The organism is Kitasatospora sp. NBC_01539, assembly GCF_045040525.1.
In the GTDB taxonomy this organism is placed as follows: Bacteria; Actinomycetota; Actinomycetes; order Streptomycetales; family Streptomycetaceae; genus Kitasatospora.
The window spans coordinates 6,583,701-6,597,650 of the sequence record NZ_CP109390.1; the positions used below are offsets into that span (position 1 = coordinate 6,583,701).

General features: G+C 75.0%; 13 protein-coding genes. 5 read left to right on the forward strand and 8 right to left on the reverse strand.

All coding sequences use genetic code 11. The annotated features are described in order from the left end of the window. Window positions 1-75: 75 nt before the first annotated feature. Window positions 76-450 carry a cupin domain-containing protein gene (locus tag OG335_RS28545; RefSeq protein WP_405014000.1) on the reverse strand — a complete coding sequence of 125 codons (375 nt, stop codon included), beginning with the start codon at window positions 448-450 and terminating at the stop codon, window positions 76-78. Between the two features lie 137 nt (window positions 451-587). Between OG335_RS28545 and OG335_RS28550 the strand changes: the two genes are divergently transcribed. Beyond that, window positions 588-1,034, forward strand: coding sequence for a MarR family winged helix-turn-helix transcriptional regulator (locus tag OG335_RS28550; RefSeq protein WP_405014001.1), 447 nt, complete (start codon window positions 588-590; stop codon window positions 1,032-1,034). A gap of 60 nt (window positions 1,035-1,094) precedes the next feature. Here the strand turns inward: OG335_RS28550 and OG335_RS28555 are convergent, their stop codons facing one another. Beyond that, the gene (locus OG335_RS28555) at window positions 1,095-2,408 is read right to left on the reverse strand and encodes a glycosyltransferase 87 family protein (protein WP_405014002.1); all 1,314 of its coding nucleotides are present in this window, start codon (window positions 2,406-2,408) and stop codon (window positions 1,095-1,097) included. A 211-nt stretch (window positions 2,409-2,619) separates the two neighbouring features. Here OG335_RS28555 and OG335_RS28560 point away from each other — a divergent pair, with 211 nt between their 5' ends. Continuing rightward, window positions 2,620-4,965 (forward strand): Tex family protein, encoded by a 2,346-nt coding sequence (locus tag OG335_RS28560; RefSeq protein WP_405015557.1) that lies wholly within the window; start codon window positions 2,620-2,622, stop codon window positions 4,963-4,965. 149 nt (window positions 4,966-5,114) lie between these two features. Here the strand turns inward: OG335_RS28560 and OG335_RS28565 are convergent, their stop codons facing one another. After that, window positions 5,115-5,684, reverse strand: coding sequence for an NUDIX domain-containing protein (locus OG335_RS28565; protein ID WP_405014003.1), 570 nt, complete (start codon window positions 5,682-5,684; stop codon window positions 5,115-5,117). 45 nt (window positions 5,685-5,729) lie between these two features. Next, window positions 5,730-6,140 carry a cupin domain-containing protein gene (locus OG335_RS28570; protein ID WP_405014004.1) on the reverse strand — a complete coding sequence of 137 codons (411 nt, stop codon included), beginning with the start codon at window positions 6,138-6,140 and terminating at the stop codon, window positions 5,730-5,732. 51 nt (window positions 6,141-6,191) lie between these two features. On the opposite strand from OG335_RS28570, the gene OG335_RS28575 reads away from it, so the two are divergent. Further along, the gene (locus tag OG335_RS28575; protein ID WP_405014005.1) at window positions 6,192-7,190 is read left to right on the forward strand and encodes a helix-turn-helix domain-containing protein; all 999 of its coding nucleotides are present in this window, start codon (window positions 6,192-6,194) and stop codon (window positions 7,188-7,190) included. 87 nt (window positions 7,191-7,277) lie between these two features. Here the strand turns inward: OG335_RS28575 and OG335_RS28580 are convergent, their stop codons facing one another. Beyond that, on the reverse strand, window positions 7,278-8,726 hold the full coding sequence (locus OG335_RS28580) for an SDR family oxidoreductase (RefSeq protein WP_405014006.1): 1,449 nt from the start codon (window positions 8,724-8,726) through the stop codon (window positions 7,278-7,280). 156 nt (window positions 8,727-8,882) lie between these two features. After that, a complete protein-coding gene (locus tag OG335_RS28585; protein ID WP_405014007.1) occupies window positions 8,883-9,806 on the reverse strand; it encodes an SCO6745 family protein in 924 nt (307 codons plus the stop codon). Window positions 9,807-9,990: 184 nt separating this feature from the next. On the opposite strand from OG335_RS28585, the gene OG335_RS28590 reads away from it, so the two are divergent. Together OG335_RS28590 and OG335_RS28595 are read left to right on the forward strand one after the other, a co-directional pair. Further along, the gene (locus tag OG335_RS28590; protein WP_405014008.1) at window positions 9,991-10,380 is read left to right on the forward strand and encodes a MerR family transcriptional regulator; all 390 of its coding nucleotides are present in this window, start codon (window positions 9,991-9,993) and stop codon (window positions 10,378-10,380) included. A gap of 68 nt (window positions 10,381-10,448) precedes the next feature. After that, window positions 10,449-11,405, forward strand: coding sequence for an aldo/keto reductase (locus tag OG335_RS28595; protein WP_405014009.1), 957 nt, complete (start codon window positions 10,449-10,451; stop codon window positions 11,403-11,405). Between the two features lie 121 nt (window positions 11,406-11,526). On the opposite strand, the gene OG335_RS28600 is transcribed toward OG335_RS28595, so the two are convergent. Beyond that, a complete protein-coding gene (locus OG335_RS28600) occupies window positions 11,527-12,120 on the reverse strand; it encodes a GNAT family N-acetyltransferase; N-acetyltransferase (protein ID WP_405014010.1) in 594 nt (197 codons plus the stop codon). Window positions 12,121-12,281: 161 nt separating this feature from the next. Next, window positions 12,282-13,919, reverse strand: a complete 1,638-nt coding sequence (locus tag OG335_RS28605; protein WP_405014011.1) for an ABC-F family ATP-binding cassette domain-containing protein — start codon at window positions 13,917-13,919, stop codon at window positions 12,282-12,284. Between the last annotated feature and the right edge of the window lie 31 nt (window positions 13,920-13,950).

Sequence of the window (13,950 nt, forward strand, 5' to 3'; positions counted from 1 at the left end):
GGCCCATTCTCCCCCCGAACTCCACGTGCATCCCCCTCTGTTGACGTCCTGGTACACGGCCCGGGCCCGGTGGGGTCACTGCGCCCAGGGCGGCCCGACGACCGTGCCGTCGGGGAGGGTGGCGCGCAGCCCCGCGACGGTGGTCGCCCAGGCGGCGGCGGCGTCCGGCCCGGGGTTGTCGATCCTCAGGGCGGTCCCGGCCGGGGCGACCACGGTGTCGCCCGCCTGCAGGGCCGTGGTGTCGCCGTCCAGCGTGACGACGGGGGCGCCGGTCAGGACGTGCAGGACCTCCTCCCGGTCGATGGTGTGCTCGACACCGGTGACGCCGGCCGGGATCTCGACCCGCCAGCACCGCAGGCGGTCGGCGCCGGTGCCGGCGGAGGCGTACGAGACGAAGCGGGCCCCGTGCAGGGTGTGGACGGTGGCGCGGTCGGTGGTGACGACGGGCATGGCGGCCTCGGTTCCGTGCGGAGTGGTGGTCGGTGGGCTCCCGTATATGGTCAACCTTCTTGACGATATGGTCAAGTAGATTGACGATCTGCTCGGTGCCGGACCCGGGAGAAGGGCGCGTGGCTAGACTTCCCGGCATGGATCCGACCGCCGCCCGCACCCTTCCGCCGCTGATCCTGGGCCTGGCCGCCGACCTGGTCGGTGCGATCGACCGGGGGGTGCGGGCCCGCGGCTTCGACGACATCAGGCCCGCGCACGGCTACGCCTTCGTCCGCCTGGCCCCCGACGGGGCGACCGTCGGCGAACTCGCCGACCACCTCGGCGTGACCAAGCAGGCCGCCAGCCAGATGGTGGAGGAACTCGTCCGCAAGGGCTACGTGGAGCGCAGGCCGCACCCGGCGGACGCGCGGGCCCGGCTGGTCCTCCTCACCGAGCGCGGCTGGTCCTGCACCCGCGCGGCCGACGCCGCCGCCGCCGACGCGGTGGGGGCGTGGGAGGACGTGCTCGGCGGGCAGCGACTCCGCCGGCTCGCCGCCGACCTCGCCGACCTCGCCCCGGGCGGGCGGCTGCGGCCCGCCTGGTGACGGCCCGTCTACTCCCCGCAGGTGGCGCCCGACCCGCGCCCCGGCCGGCCGGGGGCGACCTCAGGCGACCCGGATCGGCCCCCGCCGGGTGGCCGGTGCCTCCTGGATCGCCGGCACCGGCGAGACCGAGGCCCGCCACAGCCGCGCGGCGGACCAGAGGGAGGCGCTCAGCAGCAGCCCGTTGCGCGCGACGATCACCAGCGCCGGCTGCCAGCCGCCCTTGATCATCGCGTCGAAGAAGAGCGGGTAGTCGATGGTGGTGACGCCGACCGTCAGCAGGATCAGCACGGCCACCGGCCGCTGCGAGGAGCCGCGCACGGTCAGGCAGACCGAGGCCAGGCCGATCAGCCAGATGAGGTACTGCGGACTGATCACCCGGCTCGTCACGGTGAACAGCAGCACCGCCGTCAGCGCCGCGTCGTACGGCAGCGCCGCGCTCCAGCGCCGGGCCCGGAAGCGCCACAGCAGCAGCCAGCCGAACGCCAGCGCGGTCAGCACCAGGGAGACCCGGGCGATGAGGTCGACGTGCGGCCCCAGGAACTCCAGCGAGCCGTAGTGCATCTCGACCTCGCCCGGCCAGCCCAGCTCGCGGGCGACCTGCAGCGCGCTGCCGCCCAGCGACTCGATCTCCACGCCGCGGCCGCGCTGGGCCGTGAGGAAGTCGAACGCACCGTCGAACATCGTGGCCAGCACGAGCAGCAGGGCCAGCGCGGAGGCGCACATCGCCACCCACGCCTGCCGGGTGCCACGCCCGCGCGGCGCACCCAGGACGACCAGCGCGGGCCACACCTTCACCATCGCGCCGATCCCGGCGAGCGCCCCGCCCGCCCGCGGCCGGCTCGGCATGAGCAGCAGGGCCGCCATCGCGAGCGCCGTCACCGGCAGGTCGTACCGGCCGTACGGCAGGCCGAGCATGAGGGGCAGCGAGAGCGCCCACATCCACGCGCCCGCGGTGGAACGCCCCCGGTGCACGCCGCCGCTGCGCCGCAGCGAGACCCTCACCAGGGCCGCCTGGGTGACGGCGTCGGTGACGAGCATCAGCACCACGAACGCCTGCAGGTAGGTCAGGAACGGCAGCAGGTCCGGGCCGAGCATGGCCAGCGCCGCGCCCGGCGGGTACTGCCAGGTCACGTCGTCCACCGGGAAGTGGCCCTCGCGCAGCATCTCGTACCAGGCGAAGTAGGTGCGGTGCACCTCGATGGCCTGCTCGGCCTTGCCGGAGCGGAGCATGCCGATCATGACCAGTCGGGAGGCCGCCCAGTAGCCGGCGAGCGCGAGCGCCTCCCTCGGCCAGGTGGCGGGCCGCGTCCAGCGGAACGGTCCGGCCAGGGGGACGCCCCACTGGGTGACCGGTGTCGGGGCCTGAGCCACCATCGCCTCCACGAGAAACGTGCGCGTGCTGGGATCTATCTCATATCAGACAAATCCGGCCTCGTGATCACGGTGCAACCGTGTGTCACCGGCCGTCAGCACAACGCGCCACCACGCCCGCGGGACACGGCCGGGCCCGTTCCGTCCGTCGCACCTGCCAGAATGCAGGGCGTACCAGGAGGAACCCCGGGAGAAGGTGGCAGGCTCCGTGACCATGCCGGTCGAACGCACAATCGCCGAAGAGCTGGGCGTCCGCGAGGGGCAGGTGAAGGCGGCCGTCGACCTGCTCGACGGCGGCTCGACCGTGCCCTTCATCGCCCGCTACCGCAAGGAGGCCACCGGCGCGCTCGACGACGCCCAGCTGCGCACCCTGGAGGAGCGGCTGCGCTACCTCCGCGAGCTGGAGGAGCGCCGCGCCGCCGTCCTGGAGTCCGTCGAGGCGCAGGGCAAGCTGGACGACACGCTGCGCGCACAGATCCTCGCCGCCGACTCCAAGGCCCGGCTGGAGGACATCTACCTCCCGTACAAGCCCAAGCGGCGCACCAAGGCGCAGATCGCCCGCGAGAACGGCCTGGAGCCGCTCGCCGACACCCTGCTCGCCGACCCCTCGCACGACCCGGCGACGCTCGCCGGCGGCTACCTGAACGAGGCCGTCGCCGACACCGCCGCCGCCCTGGAGGGCGCCCGCGCCATCCTCGTCGAGCGCTTCGGCGAGGACGCCGACCTCGTCGGCTCGCTCCGCGAGCGGATGTGGACCCGCGGCCGCATCGTCGCCACCGTCCGCGACGGCAAGGAGCAGGACGGCGCGAAGTTCGCCGACTACTTCGCCTTCGCCGAGCCCTTCACCAAGCTCCCCTCGCACCGCATCCTCGCCCTGCTGCGCGGCGAGAAGGAGGAGGTGCTGAGCCTCGACCTCTCCCCGTACGACGGCGAGGACGGCGACCTGCCCGGCGCGAACGACTACGAGCAGCGGATCGCCGCCCGCTTCGCCGTCGCCGACCGCGGCCGCCCCGGCGACCGGTGGCTCACCGACACCGTCCGCTGGGCCTGGCGCACCCGCATCCTCGTCCGCCTCGGCATCGACCTGCGCACCCGGCTGCGGCAGGAGGCCGAGGACGAGGCCGTGCGCGTCTTCGCCGCGAACCTCCGCGACCTCCTGCTGGCGGCCCCCGCCGGCTCCCGCGCCACCATGGGCCTCGACCCGGGCTTCCGCACCGGCGTGAAGGTCGCGGTCGTCGACGCCACCGGCAAGGTCGTCGCGCACGAGACGATCTACCCGCACCAGCCCGCCAACAAGTGGGACGCGGCCGTCGCGAGCCTCGCCGCCCTGGCGAAGAAGCACGCCGTCGACCTCGTCGCAATCGGCAACGGCACGGCCTCCCGCGAGACCGACAAGCTCGCCGAGGACCTGATCAAGCACCACCCGGAGCTCTCGCTCACCAAGGTGATGGTCTCCGAGGCCGGCGCGTCCGTGTACTCGGCCTCCGCGTTCGCCTCGCAGGAACTGCCCGGCCTGGACGTCTCCATCCGCGGCGCGGTCTCCATCGCCCGCCGGCTCCAGGACCCGCTCGCCGAACTCGTCAAGATCGACCCCAAGTCGATCGGCGTCGGCCAGTACCAGCACGACCTCAGCGAGCTGAAGCTCTCCCGCTCGCTCGACGCCGTCGTCGAGGACTGCGTCAACGCCGTCGGCGTCGACGTCAACACCGCGTCCGCGCCGCTGCTCACCCGCGTCTCCGGTGTCACCGGCACCCTCGCCGACAACATCGTCGCCCACCGCGACGCCAACGGCCCCTTCCGCACCCGCAAGGCGCTCAAGGACGTCGCCCGGCTCGGCCCCAAGGCGTTCGAACAGTGCGCCGGCTTCCTCCGCATCCCCGGCGGCGACGACCCGCTCGACGCCTCCGCCGTGCACCCCGAGGCGTACCCGGTCGTGCGGCGCATCCTCACCGCCACCGGCGGCGACCTCCCGGCGCTGATCGGCAACGGCGCCGCGCTGCGCGCACTGCGCCCGGCCGACTTCGCCGACGACACCTTCGGCGTGCCGACCGTCACCGACATCCTCGGCGAGCTCGACAAGCCCGGCCGAGACCCGCGCCCGGCCTTCAAGACCGCCACCTTCAAGGAGGGCGTCGACAAGATCGGCGACCTGGAGGTCGGCATGGTGCTGGAGGGCGTCGTCACCAACGTGGCCGCGTTCGGCGCCTTCGTCGACGTCGGCGTCCACCAGGACGGCCTGGTGCACGTCTCCGCCCTGTCGAAGACGTTCGTCAAGGACCCCCGCGACGTCGTCAAGCCCGGCGACATCGTGCGGGTCAAGGTCACCACCGTCGACGTCCCCCGCAAGCGCATCGGCCTGACGCTCCGCCTGGACGACGACACCACGCCCCGCGGCGGAGGCGAGCGGACGGACCGGGGCGAGCGCGGCGGCGACCGCAGGGACCGCGGCTCCCGCCCGCCGCGGCAGGACCGCCGCGGCGGCACCGACCGCGCCGCGGCCCAGCCGGCCGCCAACTCGGCGATGGCGGACGCCCTCCGCCGCGCCGGCCTGACCCGCTAGGCGTCGTCCGGCCGGACGGCCCGGCGGGGGAAGGGGCGCCTGCCGCCCTCCCCGTCGGGCCACGGCAGGCCGTCGCGCGGTCCGCGGTCACCCCGTGCCCGGTCACCCCCCGGGGGCGTCCGGGGGCGTCCGGGGGCGTCCGGGGGCGTTCAGGCCCCGAGCGCGCGGGACTCCACGGCCAGCGCCACCAGCTCGCCCCACCACGGCTCGCGGCCGCGCACGAGCAGGTGCTGCGCCTCCGCCGGGGCCATGGCCCGCACCTCGACGACCTGTTCGCCGTCGTCGGGGTTGGTCGGCGCGGAGTCCACCACCACATCGGCCCAGCCCCACAGCCACGCCTTCTCCGGATGGGGCTGCCACGGACGGTACGGCTCCGGGTGGTCGGTGACCGCCCGGTGGGCGCCGATCCAGACCGGCGGCCCGGTCAGTCGGGCCCCGGCCTCCTCGCGCAACTCCCTGGCCAGACACGACTCCACGGACTCCGACGCCTCGCGGGTGCCACCCGGGAGGAACCAGTGCCCGCGGGTGTCGCGGCAGAGGACGACCCCGCCGTCGGTGAAACCCACCACGTGGATGTTGGTGATCAGCCCGTCCGGCGGAAGCTCGGTCGAGAACTGTGCGTCGATGCCGCCCCACGCCCAGCGCTGCGGGGCGTGCAGGTGCGGGAACCGGGCCGCCAGGGCCGCGAGTTCCCCTGCTCTGTCCGTGGTGTCCGTCATTGATCGATCCTAGTCGTCCGGCACCCCGACCGGCGTGTGTTCACGTCACGCGTCGGGCCCGGGGAGGGCCAGTTCGTGCCCGGTCGTGGCATCCACGTGCCCGGGGACGTCCTCGTGCCGGTCGCCGACCGACAGTGTGCCCGAGGGCTCGAACATCAGAATGGCCGTGGGGCGCGGCGCGGACGGCCGGTGCTCGACGCCGCGCGGCACGGTGAACACCGAGCCCGCGGGCAGGGTCACCGTGCGCTCTCCCTCCGGCTCGCGCAGCCCGATGCGGAGCTCGCCGTCGAGGACGAGGAAGAACTCGTCGGTGGACTCGTGGACGTGCCAGACGTGTTCGCCCTCGACCTTGGCGATGCGCGCCTCGTAGTCGTTGACGCGGGTGACGACGCGCGGGCTCCACCGGGCGTCGAAGGTGGCCAGGGCCTCGGACAGGGCGATCGGTTCGCTGCTCATCCCCCCATCCTGGCCGTGTGCGCCCGGCCGGGTGAGTGCTAGACATCGCACATGGCGCAAGAATCCTCGCAACCCCGCCACCACCCGCCGGCCCGGACGGGCCCGCACCGGGTCGTCGTCCTCGTCGACGAGAACTCCAACCCCTTCGAACTCGGCTGCGCGACCGAGGTCTTCGGCCTGCACCGGCCCGAGCTCGGCCGCGACCTCTACGACTTCACCCTCTGCTCCGCCCACCCCCGCACGGCCATGCGGGACGGCTTCTTCACGCTCACCGGGGTGGCCGGACTCGACGCCGCCGACACCGCCGACACCCTGATCGTGCCGAACCGCCCCGACACCGACGTGCCGCGCCGCCCGGCCGTGCTGGACGCCGTCCGCCGGGCCCACGCCCGCGGGGCGCGGCTGGTCGGTTTCTGCAGCGGCGCGTTCACCCTCGCCGAGGCCGGCGTGCTCGACGGACGCCGCGCCACCGCCCACTGGCAGTGGGCCGACTCCTTCCGCGAGCGGTTCCCCGCCGTCCGCCTCGAACCGGACGTGCTCTTCGTCGACGACGGCGACATCCTCACCGCCGCCGGCAGCGCCGCCGCCCTCGACCTCGGCCTGCACATCGTGCGCCGCGACCACGGCGCCGAAACCGCCAACGCGGTGAGCCGCCGCCTGGTCTTCGCCGCCCACCGCGACGGTGGGCAACGGCAGTTCGTCGAACGCCCGGTGCCCCGCATCCCCGACGACTCGCTCGCCCCCGTCCTCGCCTGGGCCCAGGCGCGCCTCGACGCACCCCTCACCGTCGCCGACCTCGCCGCCCGGGCCGCCGTGAGCCCCGCCACCCTGCACCGCCGCTTCCGCGCCGAACTCGGCACCACCCCGCTCGCCTGGCTCACCGGCGAACGCATCACCCTCGCCCGCCGGCTCATCGAACGCGGTGAGGACCGCCTCGACGTCGTCGCCCGCAGCAGCGGCCTCGGCACCGCCGCCAACCTGCGGGCCCGGCTGCGCCGCGAGACCGGACTCAGCCCGACCGACTACCGCAAGCGCTTCGGGCGCGGCTGACACCTCACCGGGGCCGGTCCTCCCGCAGCCGGTCCCCGGTCTCCGGCGCCGACCGGCGGGTTTCCCCGGCGGCCGGCGCCGCCGGTGTCACCAGGCGGCTTCGCGGTAGTCCTTGAGGAAGACGCCGGAGACCGGTGCGCCGGCCTCGCCGCGGACGATCGGGTCGTAGATCCGTGCGGCGCCGTCGACGATGTCGAGCGGCGTCCGGAATCCGGCGGCGGCCTTGCGGGCCTTCACCGGTGCCGGGCTCTCGTCGGTGATCCACCCGGTGTCGACCGCGCACATGTGGACCCCCTGCCGGGCGAGGCCGACGGCGCTGGTGCGGGTGAGCATGTTGAGGGCGGCCTTCGCCATGTTGGTGTGCGGGTGGTCCTGCGTCTTGTTGCGGACGGCGAAGCGGCCCTCCACGGCCGTGACGTTGACGATGTACCGGCGGGGGTGCGGGGAGGCCAGCAGCAGGGGCAGCAGCCGGTCGCAGAGCAGCGCCGGCGCCAGCGCGTTGACCAACTGCACCTCCAGCAGCTCTGCCGGGTCGAGCGAACCGAGCTGCGCGGACCACGAGTTGTCGGGTGCGGTGTCGGGCAGCAGTCCGGCCTCGTCGGCGGCCGCCGGGAGCACCTGCCGGGGGAGGGCGGCGGACGGCGGTGCGGCCCGCGGCAGTTCGGCCCCGGGCGGAGCCGTCCGGGGGGATCCGGGGAGCCGGGGGGCGGTCTCCAGCCCGGCGGTCGGCCAGGCCGGGGCGAGCGCCGGCATCGGACGGAACCCCGGGGCGTGCAGCACCCGCGCCCCCTCCGGGAGGCCGCCCTCCTCGCCCGCGGCGAGCAGGGCGTACGCCTCCGGCAGCCGGCGGACGGTCTGCGCGGCGTTGTTGACCAGGATGTCGAACGGCTGTCCCTCCGCGTGGAGCTGCTCGCAGAGCCCGAGCACCTGGCGCGGGTCGCGGAGGTCGATGCCGACCACGCGTAGCCGGTCCCACCAGGCGTCGCTGCCGGGGGCGGCGCGGAAGCGGCGCAGGGTGTCGGCGGGGAAGCGGCTGGTGACGGTGAGGTCGGCGCCGTCCCGGAGCATCATCAGCGCCAGCTGGAAGCCGATCTTGATCCGGCCGCCGGTGAGCAGCGCGCGGCGGCCGCGCAGGTCCGTGCCGAGGGTGCGGCGTGCGGTGTTCTCGGCCGCGCAGGACGGGCAGAGCCGGTGGTAGAAGGCATCGACCTGGCGGTATGTCGACTTGCAGACATAGCAGTGGTGGGCCCGTATCAGCGTGCCGGCCGGGCCGGGGCCGGCGCTCCCGGGGAGGGGCGCGTCCTCGCGCCGGTCGGCGGCGCCGGTGGCGGTCCTGGCGATGACCGCGGCGTCGGACACCCGGGCCCGGTCGTGCGCGGTCTGGCGCCGGCGGCGCCGGCCCTCGCGCAGGAAGACGTCCGCGAGCTTCTCCGCGCGGACCCGCGCCGGGTCGTCGGCGGACAGCAGGCGGAGACGGGCCACCAGGCTCTCGAATCCGGCCAGGTCGTCCTCGGACAAGGTGTTCTGCGGCGACACTGGCCCTCCGTTCCCGGCGTCGGCGGCGGCCCCGGCCGGTGGCGCGGGGCGCTGGACACACCCGGGACGACCGCGTGGGAACCCGGCCGCCCGGGCGGTGTCCCGGAGCCTAGCGACCGCGCGGACCCGGCCGGAATCGATTTTGGCCCGGCGCGGCTACCCGACCGGCGCTCCGCCGACCGCCGCGACCGCCGCGACCGGCACGGACGGTGCCGGGACGGTCATGATGCCGAGGGTGCCGCCCGGCGGGAACAGGCCCGCCCGGACCACGGTCAGGAAGAGCGGCCCGATCAGGTCGAGCAGCCGGCCGGTGCGCTCGGCGCCGAGGGCGTCCCACGGGCCGGAGGCGAGCCGGTCGGTGAGGAACTCGACGTCGTTGCGTCCGGCCCGGCCCCGCTCGGTGGCGCGGCCCTCGGCGTCGACCCAGCCGCGTGCCGCGAGCCGTTCGGTGGCGGCGGCCCACTCCTCGTCCGTCCAGCCGCGGCCGGCGAAGTCGGCGACCGCGACCGCGCCGGTCGCCGCGAGCGAGACCAGCGACTCGCACGGGTCGAGCCCGGCCGCGAGCAGGGCCGTCAGGTGCCCGTCGCCGCGGTGCTCGCGCAGCACCGTGGCGGCCTGCCAGAGCACCAGATGGGGTTCGTCGGGCCAGGGCAGCGCGGCGTTGGCGGCCGCCAGGGGGCGTCCGGCGCACTGCGCGGTCTCGGCGGCGGCGCGCGCGAGGACGGCCGCCTCCGCCAGGCCGGGGCTGTCGGTGACATCGCCCGGCAGGTTGCGGTAGAAGGCGTCCACGGCCCGCAGCCGGGCTGCGAGGACGGCTTCCGGGGTGGCCGTCGACCAGGCCGCCGGGACGTGCCGGGACACCGTCGCTGGGCTGAAGCCGTAGCAGACCGCGGTGGTCAGTGCGGCACTCGCCGCCCCCAGCGGAGCGGTGCGCCAGGCGAAGTACGACGGCCAGCGGGTGTCGGTGGCGAAGCCGAGCGCCGCGGCCTCGGCGTACATCTCCGGGGCGTAGTAGAGGACGGCGTGCAGTGGTTCGAGGTGGTGCCAGGCGCGGCGCGGCAGCGCCCGTTCGGTCGTCATCGGCGGCCACTCCCGTAACTCGGCTGGGCCAGAGGCTAGTACCGGAAGCGCCGTCGGACCAGTGTGCCGACACGGCGTCGGCTCCGTGCCGGATCCGCGCTCCCGGCTCGGGCCGTGCCGGGCCTTGCCGGGGCGTGCCCGCTGCCCCGGAAGGGCGGGCCGGGGCGGTGGCATGATCGGCGTCATGACCACCACCGACCGCCTGACGCCGGCGGAGGCCGTCCGGCAGTCCGGCTTCAGTCTCGACACCCTGCGCTACTACGAGCGGATCGGCCTGCTCGGCACGCTGGAGCGCTCGCCCGGCGGCCGGCGCCGGTTCACCCCCGACGACCTGGAGTGGCTCGGCGTCCTGCGCTGCCTGCGCGACACCGGCATGCCGATCGCCGAGATGCTGCGCTACGCCGGGCTCGTCCGGGCCGGGGAGTCCACTCTCGCCGAGCGGGTGGAGCTCCTGGAGGCCCACGACGCCCGGGTGGGACGGCAGATCGCGGGTCTGCGGGAGCAGCAGGGCCGGATCCGGGCGAAGATCGGCTACTACCGGACACCGAAGGGCGGCCCGCTGCCCGCGCCTTGACTTCGAGCGCACTCCAACCGGCAGGGTGGGTGGACGACGGCACCACGTGATCCGAAGGAGTTCCACGCATGCGTACCACCACGCTCGGCACCGGCGGCCCCCAGGTCGGAGTGATCGGCCTCGGCTGCATGGGAATGACCTGGGCGTACGACCCGAACGGCCGCGACGACACCACCTCGGTGGACGTGGTGCGTGCGGCGCTCGACCTCGGCGTCACCCTGATCGACACCGCCGACGTCTACGGGCCGTACGACAACGAGGAACTGGTCGGCAAGGCGCTGGCCGGCCCGTACCGGGACCGGGCGGTGCTGGCGACCAAGGTCGGCCTGGTGCCGGGCACGGACGGGGCCCGGGTCGGCAACGACGGGCGGCCGGAGCACGTCCGGCAGGCGATCGACGACAGCCTGCGCCGGCTCGGCACCGACCACGTCGACCTCTACCAGCTGCACCGGGTCGACCCGGCGGTGCCGATCGAGGAGACCTGGGGCGCGCTCGCGGCGGCCGTGACGGCGGGCAAGGCGCGGCGGATCGGCCTCTCCGAGGTGTCGGTGGAGGAGATCCGGCGGGCCCAGGCGGTGCACCCGGTGGCGTCGGTGCAGTCCGAACTCTCCCTGTGGACGCGGGATGCGCTCGCCGAGGTGCTGCCGTACACGGAGGCGAACGGCATCGCGTTCCTGCCGTTCTCGCCGCTCGGCCGGGGTTTCCTGGCGGGCCGGTTCGCCTCGGTCGCCGACCTGCCGGCGGACGACTGGCGGGCCACCCTGCCGCGGTTCCAGGCGGACGCGCTGGAGGCCAACCTCGCGCTGGTCGCCAAGACCCGTGAGATCGGCGAGCGGATCGGGGCCACCCCGGCACAGGTGGCGCTGGCCTGGGTGGTCGCGCAGGGCCGGCTGGTCGTTCCCATCCCCGGCACCAAGACGCCGAAGTACCTGGCGGACAACGCGGCCTCGGCCGACGTGCGACTGTCCGCGGTGGACCTCGCCGAGCTGGACGCCCTCCCGGCGCCGGTCGGCGCGCGCTACTGACGGTCGGCGCGGTACGGACGGTCGGCGGCGGCCCGGGGCTCCCCGGGTGTCGCCGACCGGCGCGACCGGCGGGACCGGCGGGACCGGCCCGTGGCGCCGCCGGTGCGGCCCCGGGGGGGCGTCAGCCGGTGGTGACCCAGATCAGTTTGCGGCCGGTCTCGGAGGGGGCGGTGACCAGTGCGTCCTCCACCCGGTCGAGCCGGAAGCCGAGCTTGCGGGGCACGGCCGCGCTCGCCAGGTTGGCCTCGTCGCAGTGGATCTCGACACGGCTGATGCCGGGCAGGGCGAGTGCGGCCGCCGTCAGGGCCCGGGCACCGGCGGTGGCGAGGCCGCGGCCGGTGTGGGTGTCGGCGATCCAGTAGCCCACCTCCAGCGCGCCGGGCCCGATGCGTCCGTGCAGGCCGAACGCGCCGAGGACGCCGTCGGGTTCGGCGTCCGTGCCGAGCACGTACATGAAGTCCGTTCCGGTGTCCCAGACTTCCTCGCCCGCCCGGGACATCTCCACGGTCTGGTCCATGGTCGGCGCGGCCTTCGCCCAGGGCATCCACGGGCGCAGGTGCTCCAGGTTGGCGTGCACGGCGGCGTTCACCGCGGCGGCGTCCGCCACCCGGCGGCGGCGCAGCGCGGCCCCGCCGGGCAGGGCCAGCAGCTCGGGCGGCCGGGCGGGGGACACCGGATGCGGCGTGGTGCCGGGGACGTCGGCAGTGTGGTTCATGACAACGGATTATCCCCGCAGGCCAGCGCCCCCGCCAACGAATTCGGGCACGTGGCGGGGGCCGTGCGCCCGCCACCCGCGCCCCTCCGGCCGGAGCCGCGTCGGCATGTCGGCGGCGGCCGTGGCACCACAGGCGGCGGAGGGGGCCGGACCTCCGACGCTCAGAGCTCGCGGACGCCGCCGTCCTCGACGACCACCCGGCGGTTCACCGTCACGGCCTCCAGCATGCGCCGGTCGTGCGTCACCAGCAGCAGGGTGCCGGTGTACGAGGCCAGCGCGGCCTCCAACTGCTCGATGGCGGGCAGGTCGAGGTGGTTGGTCGGCTCGTCCAGCACCAGCAGGTTGACGCCGCGGGCCTGCAGCAGGGCGAGCGCCGCCCGGGTCCGCTCGCCGGGGGAGAGCGTCGCCGCGGGCCGTCCCACGTGCACGGCCTTGAGGCCGAACTTCGCCAGCAGCGTCCGCACCTCCTCCGGCGTCAACTCCGGTACGGCCGCCGCGAAGGCGTCCGACAGGGGCTCGCCGCCGAGGAAGAGGCCGCGGGCCTGGTCGACCTCGCCGACGACCACGCCCGAGCCCAGCACGGCGTTGCCGCCGTCGAGTTCGAGGCGGCCGAGCAGCGCGGCCAGCAGGGTCGACTTGCCCGCGCCGTTGGCCCCGGTGATCGCCACCCGGTCGGCCCAGTCGATCTGCAGGTCGACCGGCCCGAACGCGAAGTCCCCGCGCCGTACGGACGCGCCGCGCAGCGTCGCCACCACCGCACCGGAGCGCGGCGCGGCGGCGATCTCCATCCGCAGCTCCCACTCCTTGCGGGGCTCCTCGACCACGTCGAGGCGCTCGATCATCCGCTGCGTCTGGCGTGCCTTGGAGGCCTGCTTCTCGGTCGACTCGGCGCGCGTCGAGCGGGCCTTCTTGTCGTTGTCGCTGCCCTTGCGGCGGGCGTTGCGGACGCCGTGCTCCATCCAGTTGCGCTGCATCTGCGCGCGGGCCTCCAGCGAGGCCTTGGTGTCCGCGAAGTCGTCGTACTGCTCGCGCGCGTGCCGGCGGGCCACCGCGCGCTCCTCCAGGTACGCCTCGTAGCCGCCGCCGTAGACGTTGACCTGCTGCTGGTGGAGGTCGAGCTCCAGCACCCGGGTCACCGTGCGGGCGAGGAACTCGCGGTCGTGGCTGATCAGCACGGTGCCCGCGCGCAGGCCCTTGACGAAGGACTCCAGCCGCTCCAGACCGTCGAGGTCGAGGTCGTTGGTCGGCTCGTCCAGCAGGAACACGTCGTAGCGCGACAGCAGCAGCGAGGCGAGGCCCGCGCGGGCCGCCTGGCCGCCCGAGAGCGCCGTCATCGGGAGGTCCAGCGAGACCTTGAGGCCCAGCGAGTCGGCGACCTCCTCGGCGCGCTCCTCCAGGTCGGCGCCGCCGAGGTCGAGCCAGCGGTCCAGGCCCGCCGCGTAGGCGTCGTCGGCGCCGGGACGGCCCTCGACCAGGCCCTCGGTGGCCTCGTCCAGTGCGGCCTGCGCCTCCGCCACGCCGGTGCGGCGGGCCAGGAAGTCGCGGACGGACTCGCCGGGGCGGCGCTCCGGCTCCTGCGGCAGGTGGCCGACGTTCGCGGTCGGCGGGCTGAGCCTCAGCGAGCCGCCCTCGGGCGTGTCCAGGCCGGCGAGGAGGCGCAGCAGCGTCGACTTGCCGGCGCCGTTCACCCCGACCAGGCCGATCACGTCGCCCGGTGCGACGACGAGGTCCAGGCCGGCGAAGAGGGTGCGCTCGCCGTGGCCGGCGGCGAGGTCCTTGACTACGAGAGTGGCGCTCATGATGCGTCGATTCTAGGCGGGGCCGCGGGTG

Bases quoted from the DNA above. Each gene is read 5' to 3' on its own strand.
- OG335_RS28545 (WP_405014000.1), bottom strand. From the start codon at position 450: ATGCCCGTCGTCACCACCGACCGCGCCACCGTCCACACCCTGCACGGG.
- OG335_RS28550 (WP_405014001.1), top strand. From the start codon at position 588: ATGGATCCGACCGCCGCCCGCACCCTTCCGCCGCTGATCCTGGGCCTG.
- OG335_RS28555 (WP_405014002.1), bottom strand. From the start codon at position 2,408: ATGGTGGCTCAGGCCCCGACACCGGTCACCCAGTGGGGCGTCCCCCTG.
- OG335_RS28560 (WP_405015557.1), top strand. From the start codon at position 2,620: ATGCCGGTCGAACGCACAATCGCCGAAGAGCTGGGCGTCCGCGAGGGG.
- OG335_RS28565 (WP_405014003.1), bottom strand. From the start codon at position 5,684: ATGACGGACACCACGGACAGAGCAGGGGAACTCGCGGCCCTGGCGGCC.
- OG335_RS28570 (WP_405014004.1), bottom strand. From the start codon at position 6,140: ATGAGCAGCGAACCGATCGCCCTGTCCGAGGCCCTGGCCACCTTCGAC.
- OG335_RS28575 (WP_405014005.1), top strand. From the start codon at position 6,192: ATGGCGCAAGAATCCTCGCAACCCCGCCACCACCCGCCGGCCCGGACG.
- OG335_RS28585 (WP_405014007.1), bottom strand. From the start codon at position 9,806: ATGACGACCGAACGGGCGCTGCCGCGCCGCGCCTGGCACCACCTCGAA.
- OG335_RS28590 (WP_405014008.1), top strand. From the start codon at position 9,991: ATGACCACCACCGACCGCCTGACGCCGGCGGAGGCCGTCCGGCAGTCC.
- OG335_RS28595 (WP_405014009.1), top strand. From the start codon at position 10,449: ATGCGTACCACCACGCTCGGCACCGGCGGCCCCCAGGTCGGAGTGATC.
- OG335_RS28600 (WP_405014010.1), bottom strand. From the start codon at position 12,120: ATGAACCACACTGCCGACGTCCCCGGCACCACGCCGCATCCGGTGTCC.
- OG335_RS28605 (WP_405014011.1), bottom strand. From the start codon at position 13,919: ATGAGCGCCACTCTCGTAGTCAAGGACCTCGCCGCCGGCCACGGCGAG.